The organism is Salinimicrobium oceani, from assembly GCF_012037645.1.
The window spans coordinates 1-358 of sequence record NZ_JAAVJR010001108.1 but is presented as its reverse complement, the minus strand read 5'-3'; the positions used below and the strand labels follow the sequence as shown (position 1 = coordinate 358).

1 protein-coding gene is annotated in these 358 nt (G+C 43.0%); it reads right to left on the bottom strand.

Features of this window, described 5'->3' with window-relative positions:
- A partial coding sequence (locus HC175_RS21010; RefSeq protein ID WP_168139915.1) for an HDIG domain-containing metalloprotein occupies positions 1-358 on the bottom strand: 358 nt, incomplete at both ends.

Genomic DNA, 358 nt, shown 5'->3' with positions numbered 1-358 from the left:
TTGCTTTTTGCAGGAAGTAATACACCGTGGTGGTACCATGATGGGTACGAATAAAGTCAATTACCCTGTCCGGCAGATTTCTTTTTTTGGCAGTTTCGATCCCGTTGATCACATGTTCAATAATGATCTGCGCGCTTTCTTTTGGCTCCAACTCATCATGAGAGTTTACAGAAGTTGTTTGGTTCTCTGTAAAATAGGTGGGATTTTGCATTTTTCCGATATCATGGTAAAGTGCCCCAACCCTGGCCAGCATGGAATTTGCATTGATCTCATTTGCGGCAGCTTCGGCAAGATTGGCCACATTAAGAGAATGGTGAAAGGTACCCGGAGCTTTATCTGAAAGCTCTTTCAGCAATTT